13 protein-coding genes are annotated in these 15431 nt (G+C 51.1%); 7 read left to right on the forward strand and 6 right to left on the reverse strand.

The window, feature by feature from the left end; all coding sequences use genetic code 11:
• Positions 1-72: 72 nt before the first annotated feature.
• The gene (locus B9Y77_RS14295; protein ID WP_085492132.1) at positions 73-1254 is read left to right on the forward strand and encodes an acetate/propionate family kinase; all 1182 of its coding nucleotides are present in this window, start codon (positions 73-75) and stop codon (positions 1252-1254) included.
• A gap of 158 nt (positions 1255-1412) precedes the next feature.
• On the opposite strand, the gene B9Y77_RS14300 is transcribed toward B9Y77_RS14295, so the two are convergent.
• Positions 1413-4493 (reverse strand): Ig-like domain-containing protein, encoded by a 3081-nt coding sequence (locus B9Y77_RS14300; RefSeq protein WP_085492133.1) that lies wholly within the window; start codon positions 4491-4493, stop codon positions 1413-1415.
• Positions 4494-4585: 92 nt separating this feature from the next.
• On the reverse strand, positions 4586-6442 hold the full coding sequence (locus tag B9Y77_RS14305; protein ID WP_085492134.1) for an ATP-binding cassette domain-containing protein: 1857 nt from the start codon (positions 6440-6442) through the stop codon (positions 4586-4588).
• 104 nt (positions 6443-6546) lie between these two features.
• Here B9Y77_RS14305 and B9Y77_RS14310 point away from each other — a divergent pair, with 104 nt between their 5' ends.
• Positions 6547-7638: a BamA/TamA family outer membrane protein gene (locus tag B9Y77_RS14310; RefSeq protein ID WP_073442641.1), complete on the forward strand. Its 1092-nt coding sequence runs from the start codon at positions 6547-6549 to the stop codon at positions 7636-7638.
• 109 nt (positions 7639-7747) lie between these two features.
• Here B9Y77_RS14310 and B9Y77_RS14315 read toward each other — a convergent pair whose 3' ends face one another.
• Positions 7748-8140, reverse strand: coding sequence for an NADH-quinone oxidoreductase subunit A (locus B9Y77_RS14315; protein ID WP_073425255.1), 393 nt, complete (start codon positions 8138-8140; stop codon positions 7748-7750).
• 69 nt (positions 8141-8209) lie between these two features.
• Between B9Y77_RS14315 and B9Y77_RS14320 the strand changes: the two genes are divergently transcribed.
• The 3 genes from B9Y77_RS14320 to B9Y77_RS14330 all read left to right on the forward strand — a co-directional run bounded on the left by B9Y77_RS14320 (position 8210) and on the right by B9Y77_RS14330 (position 11290).
• Positions 8210-9109: an FISUMP domain-containing protein gene (locus B9Y77_RS14320; protein ID WP_085492135.1), complete on the forward strand. Its 900-nt coding sequence runs from the start codon at positions 8210-8212 to the stop codon at positions 9107-9109.
• A gap of 97 nt (positions 9110-9206) precedes the next feature.
• A complete protein-coding gene (locus B9Y77_RS14325) occupies positions 9207-10610 on the forward strand; it encodes a TrkH family potassium uptake protein (protein WP_085492136.1) in 1404 nt (467 codons plus the stop codon).
• 20 nt (positions 10611-10630) lie between these two features.
• Positions 10631-11290, forward strand: coding sequence for a potassium channel family protein (locus B9Y77_RS14330; protein WP_073425250.1), 660 nt, complete (start codon positions 10631-10633; stop codon positions 11288-11290).
• On the opposite strand, the gene B9Y77_RS14335 is transcribed toward B9Y77_RS14330, so the two are convergent.
• The 3 genes from B9Y77_RS14335 to B9Y77_RS14345 form a co-directional block, all read right to left on the reverse strand.
• Positions 11287-11706: a Fur family transcriptional regulator gene (locus B9Y77_RS14335; RefSeq protein WP_085492137.1), complete on the reverse strand. Its 420-nt coding sequence runs from the start codon at positions 11704-11706 to the stop codon at positions 11287-11289. The genes B9Y77_RS14330 and B9Y77_RS14335 overlap by 4 nt on opposite strands.
• An 83-nt stretch (positions 11707-11789) precedes the next feature.
• The gene (locus B9Y77_RS14340) at positions 11790-12347 is read right to left on the reverse strand and encodes an NADH peroxidase (RefSeq protein WP_073425247.1); all 558 of its coding nucleotides are present in this window, start codon (positions 12345-12347) and stop codon (positions 11790-11792) included.
• Between the two features lie 226 nt (positions 12348-12573).
• Positions 12574-13152, reverse strand: a complete 579-nt coding sequence (locus B9Y77_RS14345; RefSeq protein WP_073425246.1) for a hypothetical protein — start codon at positions 13150-13152, stop codon at positions 12574-12576.
• A gap of 104 nt (positions 13153-13256) precedes the next feature.
• On the opposite strand from B9Y77_RS14345, the gene aroC reads away from it, so the two are divergent.
• Together aroC and B9Y77_RS14355 are read left to right on the forward strand one after the other, a co-directional pair.
• The gene (gene aroC / locus B9Y77_RS14350) at positions 13257-14339 is read left to right on the forward strand and encodes a chorismate synthase (protein WP_073425244.1); all 1083 of its coding nucleotides are present in this window, start codon (positions 13257-13259) and stop codon (positions 14337-14339) included.
• A gap of 203 nt (positions 14340-14542) precedes the next feature.
• Positions 14543-15412 carry a tetraacyldisaccharide 4'-kinase gene (locus B9Y77_RS14355; protein WP_085492147.1) on the forward strand — a complete coding sequence of 290 codons (870 nt, stop codon included), beginning with the start codon at positions 14543-14545 and terminating at the stop codon, positions 15410-15412.
• Positions 15413-15431: the final 19 nt, after the last annotated feature.

A 15431-nucleotide genomic window follows, 5' to 3' on the forward strand; every position in this document is an offset into this window, starting at 1 on the left:
ACACCTCTATCATGTTCTGCCAGCTGAGCCGAAGGCTCCCTAATCACTAACCACTAACCACTGATTACTAAAATGCGCGTACTCGTCCTCAACTGCGGCAGCTCCTCTGTAAAATTTGCTGTCATCGATACAAAGACCCAGGAATCCATCGCTAGCGGCCTCGTCGAAAACATCGGCGTGAACGGTCACACCAAGGCCAAAGGTCCTGAAGGCAAGATTGACTTCAACTTCGACTGCCCCACGCATGCCGAAGCTGTGGACCAGGTCAAGAAGTTCCTTGACGCCCAGAAGCTCACCTCCACGATCGAAGCTATCGGCCACCGCGTCGTGCATGGCGGTAAGTACATCAAGAGCGAAAAGGTCTCTCAGGAAGTCATCGACTACATCCGCAGCATCACGCTCTTTGCCCCGCTCCACGAACCGGCACACGCAACCGGCATGGAATGCGCTACCAAGTTCTTCCCGGGTCTCCCGCAAGTCGCCGTGTTCGATACGGCTTTCCACCAGACCATGCCACAGAAGGCTTACCTCTACGGCATCCCGTACAAGTTCTATGAAAATGACGGCATCCGCCGTTACGGTGCTCACGGCACAAGCCACCGCTTCGTGACCGCCGAAGCTTGCAAGGTTCTCGGCACCAAGCCCGAAGAAACCTGCCTCATCACGGCTCACCTCGGCAACGGCTCCAGCTGCTCCGCCATCTTGAACGGCCAGTGCGTCGATACCACGATGGGCTTCACACCGCTCGAAGGCCTTATCATGGGTACCCGTTCCGGTAGCCTTGACCCGGCAATCCTCTTCTACATCGCTAAGAAGTACGGTGAAGAATACGGCACCATCGACAAGCTCGACCACCTCGTTAACAAGGAATCCGGCTTGCTCGGTCTCTCTGGACTTTCTAACGACATGCGTACTCTCACGCAGGCTGCAAGCGAAGGCAACAAGCAGGCACAAATCGCCCTTGACGTCTTCTGCTACCGCCTCACCCGCGAAATCGACGGCATCGCCATGGCTCTCCCACGCATTGACGCCATCGTCTTCACGGGCGGCATCGGCGAAAACAGCTTCTACGTCCGCAAGCAGGCTCTCGACAACCTGAAGCTCCTCGGCTACCAGGTTGACGAAGAACGCAACCTCAAGAGCGGCAAGGAATCGAACCACCTCATCACGAAGGATGGCACGCCGAAGGCAATCGTCGTTGCAACAAACGAAGAACTCCTCATCGCTCTCGACACCGAAGCACTTGTCAAGTAACGCAAAGCAGAATAGTGAGCAACAAGTCCCATGCGTTAAGCTGGGACGGTTGCGAGAGTGAGCGCCAGCCCTGCACATGTTTTGCAGATTCTAGCGCGAACGGTCAGAAAAAGGCTCCGCGATGCGGAGCCTTTCTTTTACGCTTATGCAAAGTGAGCTTACTTAATCGTCCATGTCTGGTTGTTGACGCGGAGGATCTTGCGTCCCTGCACCTGGGCAGAAGCGTTGAGCACTTCAGCCGGGTTCACCGGAAGCTTAGCACTCCAGACCACGCGACCCTTCATGTCCATGATCTTTGCCGTACCGCGCTTTGCCATCACAGCATTCTGCCAGTTCATCTTCGGCTGAGCAAGCTGCGGTTTCAAGCCAATCGGTCTTTCACCAATGATAACATACAGCGGAACCGTCACATTCAACTTATCCGGATCGCTAGCCTTCACGCCAATCGCAAGAATCTGCTTGTCCTTGAACTTGACGCCTTCATTAGCCTTGACCGTAATCACGGAACCCTTCATCGAAATCGAAACGTACTTCAGCAAAGCGTCAGTCTCGTTCGGGGTATAGGTCAATTCATCGCCATCGACATCCGTCACAAGCGTATCCAAATCCCATTTGACTTTCCAGTCGGACTTTTCGGATACATAGATGGTATCGCGATGCAACAGCACAGGCTTGTCGTTTACCGGAGTAATCGTCACGCAGAATTCAAAGCTCTTGGAGCCAGACTTCTTGTCTGTTGCCGTCACGACCACATAAGCCTTGCCCGTAGAATCCTGAACGGAGTTGATTTCAAGGATTCCCTTATCCGTAATCTGAACCTTGAGCTTGCCATCCTTGCTCTTTGCAGAGTAGGTCAGCGGGTCGCCTTCCGGATCCTTGAACCAGGAGGCAATCACAGAACTCGTGTACTTCAAAGTTTTCGAAGTCGGGAAGTCTTCGGTCACAGTCGTATCGAGAGTGCTGGACTTTACGACAATGGTCGGGAGCAAGTTGCGCTTTTCGACCACAATTGTCACGATAGCGGCTTTGGACTTCGTCCCCTTGACAACGGCATAGTAACCAAAGTAATCGACACCTTCATAGCCTTCTTCCGGCACGTACTTGAAGCTACCGTCCTTATTGAATGTCAACGTTCCATGAGCAGGCTTCTGAGCAAGTTCAGCTTCCATACCCTTCGTCACGCCTTCTGGATACTTGTCGTTAGCAAGAACACCTTCCTTGGCATCCACCGTAAGAGTGCTATCGTTAAACGTGGTGTACTCGTCCTTTACAGCCTGGGCGACATCCTTCGGAGAGACAAGCTTTGCATAAAGCTTCACACCGACGGAATCCTTGCCATCCGAAGCATAGAAGAAGATAGTTGCAAGACCCGTTGCACTAGCCACCGGCTTCAGAGAAATAAAGTAGGTGCTTGTAGTCACGCTATCGACTGTAGCAATAATCTTTGTACCTACAGCCTTATAAGTAAACTTCTGCGTGCCTTCGGTAACTTCACGATCCTTAAAGACCAAGGACTTTGTCGGAATCTTGATCTGTTTTACGGTATCTTCGTCGAAGTCCATATCGAGAACAAGCGTATCCTTCAGGAATGCACTATCGGCAACCGTCACGGTCGGCTTGGCGTTGATCGGCACCACGTGGATGACCACAGTACCCTTGTTACTAATCATCGTATGATTTGCAGTTTCCACAAGCACGTAAGTCAACGTGTCATCGCCACGGAAATCCTTTTCCGGAGTATAGACGAACGAACCCAACTGGGAGAATTCCGTCAAAACGCCATGCTTGGTAGAATCCACCGGCACAACCAGGAAGTCATCGCCATCCGGATCCGTGTTCATTGCAGCAAGACCGCGCACAATCGGAACAATCAAATCTTCGCCTTCGTTCACTGTATACGACGTATCCAAAGCCACCGGCGGTCTATTGGCATCCTTGATTGTCAAGGCGTACTGGACAAAGACAGATTCAGACTTTCCATCCGTCGCATAAATCGCCACATTGATACTCGTATCCTTTTTAATACCGGTCGGAGTAAAGCGAAGGGTATCATTCAACGTAGCCTTGTCCATCGGAGTCAAGATGGAAATCAACGGAGCAGACATGTCAACGGCAAAAATGAGCTTGTCATTGTCTTCGTCTGCAAAAAGATCTACCAACGGAACTTTGACTGTATCCGTTTCATCAATCTTCAGCACAACGACTTCATCATAAGGAGCAAGCACCGTTGTCGGGTGATTTTCTGCAGGAGGATCATCCGGGCATTCCGGGTCACCCGGGCAAACCGGATCAGGTCCCGGACCTTCAGCATCAGCCGTAATGATAACGTTAAACTGAGCCTTTACAGAAGTTCCTTCGCTACTCAAAGCAAAGATATTAAGAGCTAATGCTGTATCGCGTTCAATATTCCTAGAAACAAACACAAGAGTGTCCGCCAAAGTCGGCGCATCAGCCGGCTTGATCTTCGTCAAGATATTGGCAGGCATCGAAGTCGCAATCGTAATCTCTTCATTTTCGCCCGCAGTAAAGACCTTCGAAAGAGGAATCTTCAAGGAATCCGTTTCCTTCATCGTCACGGTCTGAGCCTTGTTATACGGTTCAAGCACCGCAAGAGTCGGCTTTTCTACGACCGTTTCGCATTCACCGAGAGAAATGGAAGCAACCGTAATGACGTTTTTATGCCTATTGGCGTCACTTTCTTCAAGGTTTGCAGCAATGCCCGCCTTGTAGCTAATCTGAACAGCTAGCTGTTTTGCCAAATCCAACGAGGCAGTCTGGCCCCAGCCCGCTTCTTGAGCGAAATTCTGGAAATCAAGGTACTTCGCCGTAAATTCGGTTGCAGCCGGGAGGTTCACGCCATAATAGTTGTAGTCCGTAATAGTAGACTGCTTCAAGTCAAAACGGAACGGACGATCCGCCTTATAGGTAAAGCAAAGGCCAGAATGAGCAGAAAGATCTACATCCGTTTCCTGTCCACCAGAAGATTTCCACGAAAAACCAAAACCTGCAACACTATACTCTTCTGAATTGAGATCCAACTCTACAGAAAACTGCTTATACCCATCATCGGTATCGGAAAGAGTACCCTTTGTATTCGGTTGCGGCTGGGCATAGGAATACCACCCAGCCGGCTGCATGTCATTGCCTTTCTGTTTATCAAAACTCCAAACCGTCGTGCCGGCGAAACCCGTCGTCGCGCCAGCCAACGCCATCACCAAAGATAACGATAGCGATTTCATTATAAAAACTCCTCTAAGATTTCAACACCAAGACCCATCAGGGTAAATCTATATTATCCCGTGAGCTTTGTCACTAGGGGAGCAAAAAAAAATCATCCCAAATTGTCAAGGGCTTCGAAGCGCTCGTAAGCCTGTTCGAGCAGAGCCTCGTCATCGGCAATCTTTTTCTGGAGTTCCACGATGAGGGTTGCGTTCGTGTAGACTTCGGGCTTGGAAAGTTCCAGCTGGTAGTCGGCAATTTCCTTTTCGAGCTTTTCGATTTTTTCGGGGAGGGCGGCGTATTCGCGCTCCTCGTTGTAGCTGCGCTTTTTCTTTTTCGCAGGCGCGGGGGACGCAGAGGCGGCGCCGGCGCCAGCGTTAGAGCGAGCTTGCTTTTCGGCTTCGCGTTCGGCGGCCAGGCGGGCTGCCTGGGCGGCTTCCTTGTCGCGGAGCTTCTTGTTCGCCTCGTAATCGGAGTAACCGCCAACCGCTTCAAAGACATGACCATCTTCTTCGATGGCGAGGATGCCCGTCGCCACGGAATCGAGGAAGGCACGGTCATGACTGACAGTCAGGACGGTGCCGTTATAGTCCGCCAAAAGTTCCGCCAGAAGGTCGAGGGTTTCCATGTCCAAGTCGTTCGTCGGTTCGTCAAGCACCAAGACGTTGCTCGGGTGGCTAAAGAGGCACGCGAGCAAAAGGCGGTTGCGTTCACCGCCACTAAGCGCACTGATCGGACCACGGGCGCGATCCGCCGAGAACAAGAAGTCTTGCAAATAACTTAACACATGGCGTTTGACACCGTTCAATGTGATATAAGCCTGACCGTCACCGATGTTCTCGATGAGCGACTTGTCTTCGCGCAGGCGGGTACGCATCTGGTCAAAATAGGCAATATGGAGGTTACTGCCCAAGCGCACTTCACCCGATTCCGGCTGGAGTTCGCCAAGAATCAAGCGGAGTAATGTCGTCTTGCCGGAGCCATTCGGCCCCACAATGCCAATACGGTCGCCACGGCTGATTTCGGTCGAGAGGTCGCTAATGAGCGGACTCCCGTCATAGGAATAGCTCACATTCTTGAGACGCGCAACGAGGCGCCCGGAACGGTCGGCTTCCGTAATCTGCATGTTCACATTGCCTGTACGGGAGCGGCGGGCCGCGCGTTCTTCGCGCATCTTGATGAGGGCGCGGACTCGCCCCTCGTTGCGCGTACGGCGGGCCTGGATGCCCTTGCGGATCCAGACTTCTTCTTCGGCAAGCTTCTTATCGAAAAGTGCATTTGCCTTTTCTTCTTCGGCAAGCGCCTGGTCCCTAAACTGTACAAACTTGTCGTACGGGAAATCCCAACTGCGCACACGACCACGGTCAAGCTCAAAAATACGTGTTGCCGTACGGCGGACAAAAGCACGGTCATGGCTCACAAACATCACCGCACAATTCAAGCGCGTCACAATCCCTTCCAGCCACTGGATCGCGGGAATATCCAAATGGTTCGTCGGTTCGTCGAGCAAAAGCAAATCCGGATCTTCAGCCACGGCACGAGCAAAAAGCACACGACGCTTCTGACCACCGCTCAAGCTGTCGTAAGGCGCATCCGCATCGATGCCCGTCTTCCCGAGAATCGCCTCGGCAGTCGCATTGTGCGCGCCATCGTCCAGAATCTTCTGTGAAATCACAGAACCGCCGCTTACCACGGACACGCGGCCCATCACAATGTCGCGGACAGTCCCGTCGAGATGTGCGGGGATTTCCTGGATCATGCGGGAGACCTTAAGCCCCGTCTTCTTTACGATTTCGCCGGAATTCGCTTCCATCTCACCGGTCAGCACCTTCAAAAGCGTGCTCTTGCCCTCGCCATTACGACCCACAAGGCAAATGCGGTCGCCAGCCTCAATATCGAACGAGACATTATCCAAAAGCGGCGGACCGCCAAAACGCAGCAAAATATTATGAACCGACAAAATGGGCATAAAAACCTACTTCTTTTTCACAAAAATAAAAATCTTGCGTTTAAAACTTTTAATGCAAACTTTAAAAAAAAGGAGATGCCTTTAATTATCTAAATTTGGACGAAATGCGTTTTTTGTCTAAAAAGCTACTAGCACTAGCAGCCTTCGCCGCACCAGCATTTGCAGGAGTTGAAGCCGATTCCACGGACGACTTCCAGCGTTTTTCCGTCGTTCCCATTCTTGGCTATACCGAAGAAACCCGGTACCAGTTCGGGGCAATGGCTATCATATTCTTCAAACCTGAATTTACCGGCGGAAACTCCACCGAGCTAGACCTTTCCTTTTACGGCACAACACGCAAGCAGGTCACGGGTTCTGTATCACCCAAGTTCTTCTTGTTGAACGATCGAATTTCAGGAGATGTCGACCTCCATTACGAAAACTGGGTCGGTAATTACTTTGGTAGAGGCAACGATCCCGACATCGACGACTACCGCAAGTTCGACCGCCACACATTCTATTTTACATCCTTAACCGAAGCCAATTTTGGTACAAAGCAATGGCTTCCGGACTTCCGCTACGGGCTATTTTTCGAGATAAACAGCACCGAGATTGACCTCAACCGGTACAATTACCACGGGACTCTCAATCGCCCTGAAAACACAGACGGCTGGAGAAACGGCGTAGGCTACCATCTTTCCATAGACTCCCGCGACAACACCAACTGGGCTCGGCATGGTTACCTTGTACAATGGGGACACTACTTTTATAACAAAGCCTTAGGCGACTACAATTTCACCCATCAGGAACTCGATGTCCGCGGCTATACAGAATTCATCTGGAATACGTCCATGGCTGTCGGTTTCCTCTGGCAACGCATCGACGGAGACGCTCCTTTTGACAAACTTGCAGGCTCGGACGGGCTCAAGCGGTTCCGAGGCGTCGAAAAGAACTTCTTCTACGGCAACCAGGCGATGTTTTTACAAGTAGAATTCCGCAAGAAACTGTTCTGGCGACTCGCCGGTGACATTTTCTTCGAAGGCGGAAAAACGGGCGATTACTTTAGCGACCTTATGCGTAACAAGTGGCATAGGAGCTTGGGCTTCGGGGGGCGGTTGGCGCTCAACCAGAAAGAAAACCTGTATGCCCGCTGCGAATTTTCGTGGGTCGATTTCAAGCACCTCGGCATGACGATGTACGTCCGCGACGCCTTCTAGTGGGTAGTCACTAGTCAATAGTTATTAGTTTCTGGGGATAAAAAAAGCGGATGCAAACCCGAGAGCCTGCATCCGCCATTTTGAGATAGAATAATCAACGGTTTAAGGATTAGTCCTTAACGCTGTTCCAGTCCAACACACCCTTCTTCAAGAGGTAGATGTAACCGGCTTCGAGAATCAGGAGGAAGCCAAGGAGGATGAACAGCAATTCCCAGCCGCCAGCGAGGAACTGGATGGTCCAGGGATAAATAAAGGCGACTTCGAGGTCAAACACCAAGAAGAGCATAGCCACCATGTAATATTTTACCGGATAGCGCTCGTTTGCCGTACCGGAAACGTGAGCAAGGCCACATTCGTAAGCAGAACCCTTAATAAGGGTATGCTTGATCTTGCCCGGGTGCAAAACCCAGTTGGCGACGAGAAGAACTGTGGGGATGCAGAGAGCCATGATCACAAGGATCGTCATGGCGAAGGTGGTGTCGAAAATTTCAACATTGCTCATAGTGATTCCAAAGATAGTAAAAAAGTTTTTGCTACAGCAAACCATTTTTGTAAACTATATTTGGTAATCATGAAGAAAAATCTCCTTTCTTTCGTTATTGTAGGGGCCTCCACCCTCTTTTTCGGCTGTTCGGACGATCCAAGTCCAATGGCACCTCCTGTCTCCATCACTAGTTCTTCCTCTGTCGTTTCGCCAACATCGTCCTCCATTTCCAATCCGGGAGATTCTACGATTGTCATCGGCGTCAGAGACACAACTGAAAAGCACCAGACAGTAACCGTTCCCAGTCAATCGAGCGTCCAGCACCCTGACATGGTGGACGAAAGCCAGACGTACTGCATCTGGACCGCAGGTTGCGAAGCTACGGTGAAGCCGCCTTCATCCTCCTCCAAGGCAACACCGGTTGCAAAGAGTTCCTCCAGCAATAACGGCATTACCATCGACACGCCCGAAAACAAGGAACCCGTCGTCCAAGGTCTCCAGATGACCGACACGCGTGACAACCAGACTTACACCCTTATTCAAGTTGGCACAAAGCTCTGGATGGCACAGGACATCAATTACGCTATCGCCAACAGCGAATGCTACAACGAATCCGACGCCAACTGCGCAACAAACGGAAGACTTTACACATTCAACGGCGCCCAGAAGGCATGCCCGACCGGTTGGCGCCTTCCGAGCCGCGAAGAAGCTCAAACAGCTATTAACAACGAAGCTATGCCTTGGAGCTATAGCGGACGCTGCAAGGACGGCGACTGCAACTTCATGGGTGACATGGGCTTCCACTGGACATCCGGAACTCCGGAATCCGGCGACAAGAAATTCGACGAAAACGGCGGAACAAACGGAGCACTCATCATCGTGGAGAAATCTCCCGAATATGTCAAGGACAAGGAAGGCGAAGATAGATTGTTCTTCCAGGTCGACTCCAAGACAAAGCGCTTCAGCGTCCGCTGCGTCCAGGATTAACCAACGATTTTCCTCCTTACAACAAAGACTCCGCGCGAGCGGAGTCTTTTCCTTTTTCAGCAAGAACCGCCCCCTCAACTTTACTAAATTCCCTCTTATGCTACGTTCAAAGTACCAGATGCTCACGGACTCGCTTTCCGAGAACATTTTCAAGACGAGGACCCAGGCCAACCCGATCATGCTGGTGGTGCTCGCCTATCTTCTACTCATTGCGATTGGCACCGGGCTTTTAAGTCTCCCCGCATCCACCACTCGCCCCATAGATTTTATCGAAGCCTTTTTCACATCGATGTCTGCCGTCTGCGTCACCGGACTTTCCGTTGTCGACATTTCTTCTACATATACAGATACAGGCCACTGGTTCATCATCGTCCTCATGCAGCTTGGCGGACTCGGTATCATGACCGCATCTACAACACTTATCTTGCTTGCCGGCATGCATCCAGGATTTAGCCACCAGTCCGTATTCTTCTCCGAATTCACGCAAGAAGGAAACATCGACGCAGGTCGCATCCTCAAGGCAGTCATCCCATTTACATTTGTTCTGGAACTCATCGGCGGCACCGTCTACTTCACGCAGTTCGAATCTATGGAAATGTACGACCGCATTTTATGCTCTGTTTTCCAGGCAGTCAGTTCATTCTGCGGTGTAGGATTTACGTTGTTCCCCAACTCGCTCGAAGGTTTCCAGTACAACCCCGTCATGAACATCACCACCTGCATCCTCGTACTGGCAGGCGGTTTCGGGTTCCTTGCCATTGCAGAGCTGCGCTACATCTTCGACTTCAGCCACAAGGAAATCCGCCGCGTTTCTTTGCACACCCGCATTGCGACTTACGGCACCATCATCGTCATCGTCGCAAGCATTCTCGTCTTCTCGTTCACCGAATGGAACAACCTCTTTAGCGGACACACCATAGGCGAAAACGCACAATCCGTATTATTCATGGCGTTCACAAGCCGCACGGCAGGACTCAACTCCTTGAACATTCCTGACCTCACGCAGGCATCGCTCTTCTTCTTTATCATCATCATGTTCATCGGCGCAAACCCTGGTAGCTGTGGGGGTGGCATCAAGATTACGACCGCAGCAGTCATCGGGCTTTTGGGCATAAACAGACTCCTCGGCAGAGAAAAGACTCAAGTCATGGGTCGCACCATCCCGAACAACACCGTCGATAAGGCAATTCGAATTTTCGTCGTCGCCATGGTTGTGATTGCTGCGGCAACGCTCATTCTCCTCTGCACCGAAATTCCCTCCGGCACAGCCTACTCCGCCAACAGCACGCCATTCCTCAAAATTCTGTTCGAAGTCGTGAGCGCTTATGCCACATGCGGACTTTCGATGGGACTTACCGAAGAACTCACCACGGTCGGGAAAATCGTCATCTGCTGCGTGATGTTCATCGGACGAATGGGACCATTGTTCCTGATTTCGGCAGTCGCAGGCAAGCTTCAGGACACCGCTTATTACGCCGAAGAAGATATAATGGTCGGTTAACTTAATACTATATTTAAATTATGGCTTCTAGACAATTCGTGATTATCGGTCTTGGGAATTCGGCAAACTACCTTGCCCGTCATTTGACGTCGCTCGGTCATGACATCATGGTCATCGACTCTCATCCCGAAAAAGTCCAAGACTTCGCCAGCATGGTCTCGCAAGCCGTTGTCGCCGACAGCACCCGCAAAAAGCAGCTCGCCTCCATCCCGTCATTAACCAAGGCGGATAGCGTTATCGTCTGCATCGGTAGCAACCTGGAAGCATCCCTCCTCACCATCCTGAACCTAAAGGAACTCGGAGTCAAGCACATCATCGCAAAGTCGAGCAGTGCCGAACACACGAGCATTTTGGAAAAGCTTGGCGTTACAGATATTTTCCACCCGGAACGCGACGCTGCCATAAGCCTTGCCGAACGCTTGAACCGCCCGAACATGGTCGACTTCCTTCCGTTCATGGAAGGCTATTCCATCGTGGAACTTGTCTGTCCCAAGCAATTTATCGGTAAAACTCTTAAGACGCTGTCGCTCACGCACAAGTACGGCGTGCAGGTGATCGCCATTCGCGATCCGCAGGAGCCAACGCCTAAAATCGGTAACATTGCAGATGTCATCTTGCAAGAAGACGACGTGCTGTTCATCATCGGGCCAAACGAAGCTCTCGACAAATTAAAGGACTAGTTTAATCCGCCTTCTCCGACCGCGCACTTGTCGCACAGTCCAAACATATAGAGCGAAGTTCCCTGCAAGGTAAATCCGGAGGGAATCATCTGTGTGCAATCTGGCGGCGCTATAAAGATATCATAGACCTTGCCGCATTTTCTGCACTTGAAATGGCTATGCGGAGAGCAGTCCGCATCGTAGCGCAAGAAGCCGTCGCCAAAATCCAGCGAAATCGCCAAGTCATTTTCGAGCAACAGTTCCAATGTATTGTAGACCGTCGTGCGCGAAAGCGACGGGTATTTTGGCAAAAGCGCCATATAGATTTCATCGACCGTCGGGTGCGTCTTGACTCCCCGCAGGTAATGGTAGACACAAACCCTCTGCAGCGAAGGCCTTATGCCGTGATCCTTGAGTATGCTTGCTGTATCCTGCATATCACACCCCTTTTCCTCAAACATTCCATAAAAAAGCGGCCCCGCACGCCCTGAGACGTCCGGAACCGCACCACACTCCAATCTTACTTGAAGTAGCGACCGAGCAAGCCCTGGAAAGCAGAGCCGTGACGGGCCTCGTCCTTACACATTTCATGAACAGTGTCATGGATAGCATCGTAACCGAGTTCCTTGGCGCGCTTTGCAAGAGCAAGCTTGCCTTCAGTTGCTCCCGCTTCGGCAGCAACGCGAAGTTCCAGGTTCTTCTTGGTGTCGGCATAGACGACTTCGCCCAAGAGTTCTGCAAACTTGGCAGCATGTTCAGCTTCTTCGAAAGCGATGCGCTTGTAAGCTTCAGCCACTTCCGGGAATCCTTCGCGGTCCGCCTGACGGCTCATCGCAAGGTACATGCCCACTTCGGTACATTCACCCGCGAAATTTTCACGGAGGCCCTGCACCACTTCGGCATCCAAGCCCTGAGCGACACCGACCTTGTGTTCGTCAGCCCAGACAATCTTCCCTGCAGCAGGCGTTTCCACCTTTTCGAAGAACTTGCTCTTCGGAGCGTGGCACTGCGGGCATTCTTCCGGAGCTTCCGGACCCATGTGAACGTAACCGCAAACTTTGCAAACCCAGACCTTCATATCTTCTCCTTTTCCGCTATGCGGAATTTGATGAAATATTACAAAAACTCATTTAATTTTGTTCTTGTTTTTGTAACAATTAAAAATATATAATTATTTCAACAAAAGTCAATAGCTTGAAGAAAAAAAAATTAATCATCGCATTTCGCCAGATTCTACCAAATCGACAGCATAAAAAAAAACGACCCGTTCGGGTCGATTTAGCGCTTTTAGCTTTTTTGGAATTTTAGAAAGCAGCCGCTTCCGGAGCTTTTTCGCGAGCACGCTTGGCTTCGCTTTCCGTAGCGAGCTGGCGGTGCGTTACAGAACCTACTGCATAATAGCGATTACCCTTCTGGATCACCGCGGTATAAGCATCGAGAGCCTTCACCGAGAACCATTCCTGGTAGAGATTATGCACATTTTCTTTAAGGTTCGAAAGTTCGCTAATAGCCGGCGCACCAGATGCCTTGCCATACTTGAGCGTAAACTGGTCAGACATATAGGCAACAGCTTCAAAAGTCTTGCTCAAGCGAGCACGTTCGACACGACCTGTACGGATTTCAAAGGCATAGAACTTATCATTCTTATTGAAAATGAAGTCAACCTGAACTGGCAGTTCGCCGAACATATAAACAGGAATCACCACGCGTTCGCCAATGCCCGTCTGACCGTAAGGTTCGTAACCTTTTTTCATCATTTCTTCGATAACGGTTTCACGAGCGGCCCCAAATGGAATGCCAGCAAAATTATTCTGAGACTGTGCTTGCACATGAAGCGAAAGCACAAGAATCAAAAAAGTTATGACAATTCCGAACTTGGACACGATTGACTCCTCTAGATATTGTAAAAGATAGTAAACTTTTTCTAAGTAAGCAAAAAATTTTCATAAAAAAAAGTTTTTTTGGTCCAAAATTTATATTTGGTCACATGTCAAGCACGTTTGGAAAGATATTTTCTGTCACAACATGGGGTGAATCCCATGGTCCTGCTGTCGGAGCCGTCCTCGATGGATGCCCCGCCGGCCTCCCAATCACCGAAGAAATGATTCAGGCAGAACTGAATCGCAGGCGCCCGGGCCAGGGCAAACTGACGACTCCCCGTAACGAAAAAGATACGGTGAAGATTCTTTCTGGCGTTTTCGAAGGCAAAACAACTGGCACGCCCATCTCGTTTGTCGTATTTAATGAAGACCAGCATAGCAAGGACTATGCCGACATCGCCAAGTGGTACAGACCGGGGCACGCAGACCTCTGCTACGACCTCAAGTACGGGTTCCGCGATTACCGAGGCGGAGGCAGAAGCTCTGCCCGCGAGACCATCGGTCGCGTAGCCGCAGGCGCCGTCGCGAAAGCATTCCTCAAGACCGTCGCAGGTACGGAATTTCTCTCGTGGGTTTCTTCCGTCGGTACAGTCGATGGAACTACGCCCGACTTGAACACACTAACGCTTGACCAGATTGAAGCTTCCCCCGTCCGCTGCCCGGATGCTGACGCCAGCGCCAAGATGGAACAGGCTATCCTGGAGGCGAAGTCCAAGGGCGATAGCATCGGTGGGACCGTAGCGCTTCTCGTGAAAAACGTTCCGGCAGCCCTCGGCGAACCGGTATTCGACAGGCTTGACGCCCTCCTTGCTCAGGCAATGCTTTCCATACCGGCATGCAAGGGATTTGAAATCGGCAGTGGCTTTGCTGCAGCACGCATGCACGGCAGCGAGCACAATGATGAAATTTACGTAGAAGGCAACACCTACCACACGCGTACAAACAACGCGGGTGGTAGCCTTGGCGGCATCTCTAACGGTGAACCGATTTACTGCCGCATGGCATTCAAGCCGACCGCCACGATTTCGCAGTTGCAAAAGACCGCCGGCCGCGGTTACGAGAATGGAGAACTTGCCGCCAAGGGAAGGCACGATCCTTGTGTTGCCGTCCGCGCTCCCGTGATTGTCGAAAGCATGGCAGCCCTCGTCCTTGCCGACCTCTACCTGCAGCAAAAACGCAACTGCTTGTAAAGCTATGTGCAACTTCGGCTTGTCCCCCCGGACTGTCATCCCGGATTTATTGTGCAAGCACAAGGCCCTTCGGCTCAGCTATGTCAAAGATTAAAATCTTTGACGCAGCGTTCGCCTCGTTCGCCTTTCCGGGGTCGCCATCTCGCTTATGAAAAGGCGATGCCGGAACGGAGTCCGGCATGACATGCATCGAGGCACTGCTAATGATATACACAACGAAGCCTTTCCGTCTTGCAGCAGCCGCAATCTACCGGATTGCGTACAAGCTACACCACAAATTATTTTTGCGGCCACAACCGCCCATTAAGACTCCCGTCATCATCGTCGGGAGTTACCTAGCAGGCGGTGCCGGAAAGACTCCGTTCACCATCTGGCTTGCAAAGCGTCTTCAAGAACAAGGTAAAAAAGTCGCGATTCTTTGCCACAGCGCCGCATGGGACGAATTCATCATGATGCAGCAGGAACTCGACAACGTATTCGCGACCAAGAACCGCTACAAGACCGCCAAGGAAATTCAGGACAAATTCGATATTATCCTTTGCGACGACGGCTTTGAAGACTCGCGTTTTACAGGCGCCCACTACATCTGTCTCGACTGGCAAGAACCACCAACATCATGGAAAAGCCTTTTGCCAAGCGGCCCTTTTCGCAGCCTAAAACAAGACCACGACGAACGCCAAATCACCCATCTCCGTTGTTTCGATTCATTCATCCAAGCACCCGACATCCAGTTCGCCATTAAATCCATAACAAATTACATTCCGGGTAAGCCATTCACCGCCACCATCATTTGCGGACTCGGATCCCCCAACCGCTTTATCGACGACATCCGCTCATTTGCAACGCCCTGCGGTATCCAAATCAACAAAATAATTACACGTTCCGACCACGACAAACACTTCCCAGTAGTCGTTCAAGCAGAGCTTTCGCAAGACCACGATATTATTATTTCTCAGAAAGACGCCTGCCGTCTGCCACAAACAGTCCTCAACCACGCCAAGCTCCACATCGCAATCCAAAAAATCGAAGTTTCCCCAAAAGTTCAAGGATTGGTTGCCACAGTAACCACCTAACAAGGCTTTCTTAATAAAT

Source organism: Fibrobacter sp. UWB13, assembly GCF_900177805.1.
Lineage (GTDB): Bacteria > Fibrobacterota > Fibrobacteria > Fibrobacterales > Fibrobacteraceae > Fibrobacter.